General features: G+C 38.4%; 5 protein-coding genes. 2 read left to right on the top strand and 3 right to left on the bottom strand.

Going from position 1 to position 4863, the window contains the following annotated elements; all coding sequences use genetic code 11:
- Both G322_RS0117570 and G322_RS0117575 read right to left on the bottom strand, forming a co-directional pair.
- The coding region (locus tag G322_RS0117570; RefSeq protein WP_022940429.1) for a helix-turn-helix domain-containing protein at window positions 1-239 on the bottom strand (239 nt) is incomplete at its 3' end.
- A gap of 502 nt (window positions 240-741) precedes the next feature.
- On the bottom strand, window positions 742-1422 hold the full coding sequence (locus G322_RS0117575; RefSeq protein WP_022943008.1) for an HAD family hydrolase: 681 nt from the start codon (window positions 1420-1422) through the stop codon (window positions 742-744).
- Between the two features lie 162 nt (window positions 1423-1584).
- On the opposite strand from G322_RS0117575, the gene G322_RS0117580 reads away from it, so the two are divergent.
- Together G322_RS0117580 and G322_RS0117585 are read left to right on the top strand one after the other, a co-directional pair.
- Window positions 1585-3717, top strand: coding sequence for a protein-disulfide reductase DsbD family protein (locus G322_RS0117580; protein ID WP_022943009.1), 2133 nt, complete (start codon window positions 1585-1587; stop codon window positions 3715-3717).
- Between the two features lies 1 nt (window position 3718).
- Complete coding sequence (locus G322_RS0117585) at window positions 3719-4252, top strand: protein disulfide oxidoreductase (protein ID WP_022943010.1); 534 nt, start codon at window positions 3719-3721, stop codon at window positions 4250-4252.
- On the opposite strand, the gene G322_RS0117590 is transcribed toward G322_RS0117585, so the two are convergent.
- Complete coding sequence (locus tag G322_RS0117590; RefSeq protein WP_156873995.1) at window positions 4241-4534, bottom strand: hypothetical protein; 294 nt, start codon at window positions 4532-4534, stop codon at window positions 4241-4243. The genes G322_RS0117585 and G322_RS0117590 overlap by 12 nt on opposite strands.
- Between the last annotated feature and the right edge of the window lie 329 nt (window positions 4535-4863).

Consider the following 4863-nt stretch of genomic DNA (forward strand, 5'->3'; position numbering starts at 1 on the left):
CTAAGGTAGCCCTCAGAACCACCATTATCCGATGTTATTTTTTGACTGGTGACATAATCATTTAAATGTCGAGTAATACTTGTTTTGTGTTTTCGTAGCGCCTGAGATATTAACTCCTCAGACCAACCTTCAGCAGATAATAAAATCGCTTTTATTCTATCGCACTCGCGCTTATCCCTGCTCATTTTATGGCGAGATTCTAAAATCTTTTTTTGCTGATAGGATAATGATATTTGCATATAGACAGTTTGATCTTTTAAATTTAAATTTCAACTTAATTTTCCTAAATGAGAAGTCTTTTCAAAGATCATGGGTATAGACAGTTTGATCTTTTAAATTTAAATTTCAACTTAATTTTCCTAAATGAGAAGTCTTTTCAAAGATCATGGGTATATAACAAAATTAAATATATTTATATCTTAAAATCACCAACGAACTTTAATTTTTTTAACAAAAAAATAGAACAAATATCATAAAGTATGATGATACTTTTCCATATGATTTAAATTTTCGATATATTTATACGATGTATTTCACTTAATATTAATTAATAAAACAAAGATCCTTTTTCAAAAGCTATTTTTTATGATGCAATGTTTCATCTTAACGAGAAAGCATTAAAAAATACGTGTGGAATTATCAGGTTATGAATATGAACAGGTGGTAGAAAGAAGCTGAGATGAAACGATGATTGCTAACCTGTTTAAAAACGCTCAGTAGATAAACTGATCTGGTTAACGTTTATGACACTTTTCTCTGAGATAGAAGCGCATGTTTAATTAATTGCTGATGTACATCAGTGAGTGAATCGGCAATAACATGACCAAACGCTCTAATCTCTGCACTTGGTTTAACAAGGTCAGGTATCTGAAATAGTTGCATATGAGCCGCCATCGCAGCCTGCGCACCATTGTTTGAGTCTTCAAAAGCAAGGCACAGCTCAGGCGCAATATTCAAACGCTTTGCTGCTAATAAAAATATCTCCGGATGTGGCTTGCCCTGTTGCACCTCACAGCCCGTACTCAAATGATCGAAATAGTCATATAACCCAGCTAATGTTAACTTGGTAATTGCTAACTCTCGATGTGTTGACGTCGCGACTGCGATTGGAATATTTTTCTCTTTTAACCAACAAAGTAATGCCACAACGCCTTTTTTAACTGGAATAGCTTGGTTTTGGACGATAGGGTTATACCTATCCATCCACGCTTTACGTAAAGATTCATACGCGATTCTATCGCCATAACCCTTTGTTAAAATAGCTTCAATTCCTTGCGCATTACAACCGATAATAGACAGATATGTCTGCTCTAGAAAAGGTAATGATAAAAACTCACAAGCATCACGAAACGCCTGTTGGCAAACACGCTCTGTATCTAATAACAATCCATCCATATCAAAAATAGCGGCTTGGTAATGCATTTTTATCTCCTGCTTTAAAACGCTATAATACAACTAAATTTTATTTGACACCATTGAACTTTTCTCTGTTTATCGACTCTGATAAAAACAAATAATTAATTGCAATTTTTGTGCATAATCACCTGTCTTATTAATTGATACCCTATGATTTGGAGCTTTACCTTGAACAACTTGCCTCGTTTCTTGCGCCTATTTGCATTAACCCTTCTGTTTAGTAATACATTGGCTTACAGTGCTGAGTTTATCCAAACCAATACTGGTTGGCTCAATAATCCACTGCATAAGCCCGTTTCACTACAAATGCAACTCACAGGTAATATTGATAAACAGAACAAAACAGCGGATCTACTGCTTGATATTACCCTTGAGGGAGACTGGAAAACTTATTGGCGATCTCCAGGTGAAGGTGGTGTTGCCCCTGCTTTTGATTGGCAGGTAGACTCTAAAAATATTAATAATATTAATTGGTTTTGGCCTGCACCGAAACGTTACCCTGTGTTAGGTGTAGAAACGCTCGGTTATAAACATCAAATCCACCTACCCATGACACTTGAGTTACAAGATCTTGCTCAACCTACTTTGCTAAAAGGTCGACTTACCTTAGCTTCATGCACCACGATTTGTGTATTAAGTGACTATGATATTGAGCTGTCATTTACCCCTAATGATCTCATTGTAGATCCAGATATCGCCTTTAATTATGCACAAGCGATGGGCTCAGTACCGATATTGATCGATGAAAAACAGATACAATCAGGTAAAGATAGCGCTTCAATTAGTGCATTAAAATCTCACTGGGATAATAAAAAACAGCAACTTATTGTGCAAATAGAAAGAAAATTTAACTGGCAACAAGTAGATGTTTTTGTTGATTTACAAAATCCCGATCTTGATGGTGTTTTTTTCTCTAAGCCACAAATCAATATTGATAATAAACAGCTCACAGCCATCTTTGATGCCTCTAGTTGGGCCGGAGAAGTTGACCTTAGTAACACACAAATTCATGCAACTGTAATTGATGAAGATATTGCTACCGAACTCATTAGCACCACAACAGATCAAATCATCCACTATAAAAACAGCACCACCAGCCTCTTTTCTATGTTTTTAATCGCTCTACTCGGCGGTTTGATTCTCAACATTATGCCTTGTGTTTTACCTGTTTTAGGTATGAAATTAAGTTCTGTATTAGGTGCGCATGGCATCGAAAAATCACAAATTCGCAAGCAATTTTTAGCCTCCTCATTGGGCATTTTAACTTCATTTTGGATATTAGCATTTTTCTTACTTACCCTAAAACTATCAGGTGAAGCACTTGGCTGGGGTATACAGTTCCAAAATCCTTACTTCATCGCGGTGATGGTTGCTATTACCGCACTCTTTGCCACTAATATGTTAGGCCTATTTGAGATTCAACTACCGAGCAATATGCAAACTTGGCTGGCAACTAAAGGCGATCAATCTTACCTTGGTCATTACTTGCAAGGAATGTTTGCCACCCTACTTGCCACCCCTTGTAGCGCACCTTTTTTAGGTACCGCAGTCGCGTTTGCACTTGGCGCTTCCACCGTCGAGTTATTTGTTATCTTTAGTGCATTAGGATTAGGCATGGCACTGCCATGGCTATTAATTGCCTTATTTCCCTCTATCGCCCTATTACTGCCTAAACCAGGTAGATGGATGGGAACCGTTAAACTCATTTTTGCATTAATGATTTTAGCCACCAGCTTGTGGTTATTAAGCCTACTAAGTAACTTTATTGGTTTGGGTTATGTATTGCTTATCAGTGCTATTTTTCTTATTATTTTATTAACCTTAGTCACTCAAAAACATGGAAAACGCACCACCATTATTGTCATTGCGGCGGTATTAATAACCAGTGCAGCGGGGTTGTTAGTGGGTAGCTTAACGGCAAAACATTGGGCAAGCCCGCTCGCAAACGATCTGGTTTGGTTGCCTCTTAATACAACACAGTTACAGCAACATGTTAAAGATGGCAAAACAGTGTTTGTAGATGTAACCGCAGATTGGTGCGTCACCTGTAAAGCCAATAAAATTGGCGTATTGCTACAAGATCCTGTTTATAGTGCACTGCAAGCAGACAATATAATTCTGATGAAAGGAGATTGGACGGTACGCTCAGATAAAATAACCGCTTACCTACAATCTTACGGTCGTTATGGCGTACCTTTCAATATTGTATATGGCCCGGCGTCACCACAAGGCATTGAACTATCAACCATTTTAAGCAGTGATGTGGTGTTAAGTGCGATTGCTAAGTCACAGGAGCAATAATATGGATGAACCAATAAAGAAAAAATCAGCAATCAAACGTCGTAAGGGTTGGTTAGGTTGGTTAAAAGAGGCGGTCATTTTTATCACCATTATCGTGGTGGTGGGCTGGGGAGCTGATCTGTGGCGTAGCCAATCTATCGTATCTGGTCAAGCCCCTGAACTCATCAGCCAATCTATAGTAGGTAATGAGGTCGATCTCATCGCAATGAGTCAAGATAAACCTGTACTGGTTTATTTCTGGGCAACATGGTGTGCGGTGTGTAGTGGCGTTTCACCTTCAGTTGATTTTATTGCATCAAACTATCAAGTAGTGACCGTTGCTCTGACGTCAGGAAAAGAGGCGCGCATCAAACAATATATGAATGCAAAAGAGTATAACTTCACCGTGGTTAATGATCCTAAAGGAGAGATTAGTCGCAGTTGGGGTGTTTCGGTAACACCCACTATTTTTGTGATAGATAAAGGCGAAATAACCTCTGTAACCACGGGATTCACTTCACCTATTGGCATGTGGTTACGGTTATTACTGGCTTAAGAGTTCATTAGCACTAATGTCATAATATTTTTTAAACAACTTATCGGTAAAGCTCTCATCTTTGAGTGCTTTTAACGCCATTTGAAAACGATAAGCGGTTGAACGTTTCGCCACTTTTTTTGGGAAGTTATTATAAACAAGTGCTTGTTGAGGATCATAATCGGGGTTCACTTCTTCACTCATATGCGGTGAAGCTCGAGAAAATCCAACGGTTAACTCCGTTAACCCTCCACAACAATTAATATGAAATTTTAACTCATTGGCACGGAGATTTGACTTCAAGTAATACGACAACGTGTTAAACCAATATCTGCGGAGGGCAAGCCATTGGCAAAAAAAAATATATATACCCGTTATCATTCAAGGTGCAAAATTCAGCAAGATGTGAGGTGAGCAGGTTCTAGGCAGAAAATTGAAGGTCTAACTGGTTCAATCGATGCTTTCTAACAACGAAGATGCTTGCTTCAAAATTTGCCTTGTGGGTCGTCAGCTCGAAAACTAATTCGGCGTTGCAGTATTCGATAAGGGCTAGCCATTGTCATCATACTGCGCCTTGTCTTAGTGTCCGAGCTGACGACTGAATAAAGCACTTTGATTGGTAACGGGTATAA

It is taken from the genome of Psychromonas hadalis ATCC BAA-638, from assembly GCF_000420245.1.
GTDB classification, from domain to species: Bacteria; Pseudomonadota; Gammaproteobacteria; order Enterobacterales; family Psychromonadaceae; genus Psychromonas; species Psychromonas hadalis.

What these genes read in the sequence shown, in the direction of transcription:
- G322_RS0117575 (WP_022943008.1), bottom strand. Translation starts at nt 1,422, where the DNA reads ATGCATTACCAAGCCGCTATTTTTGATATGGATGGATTGTTATTAGAT.
- G322_RS0117585 (WP_022943010.1), top strand. Translation starts at nt 3,719, where the DNA reads ATGGATGAACCAATAAAGAAAAAATCAGCAATCAAACGTCGTAAGGGT.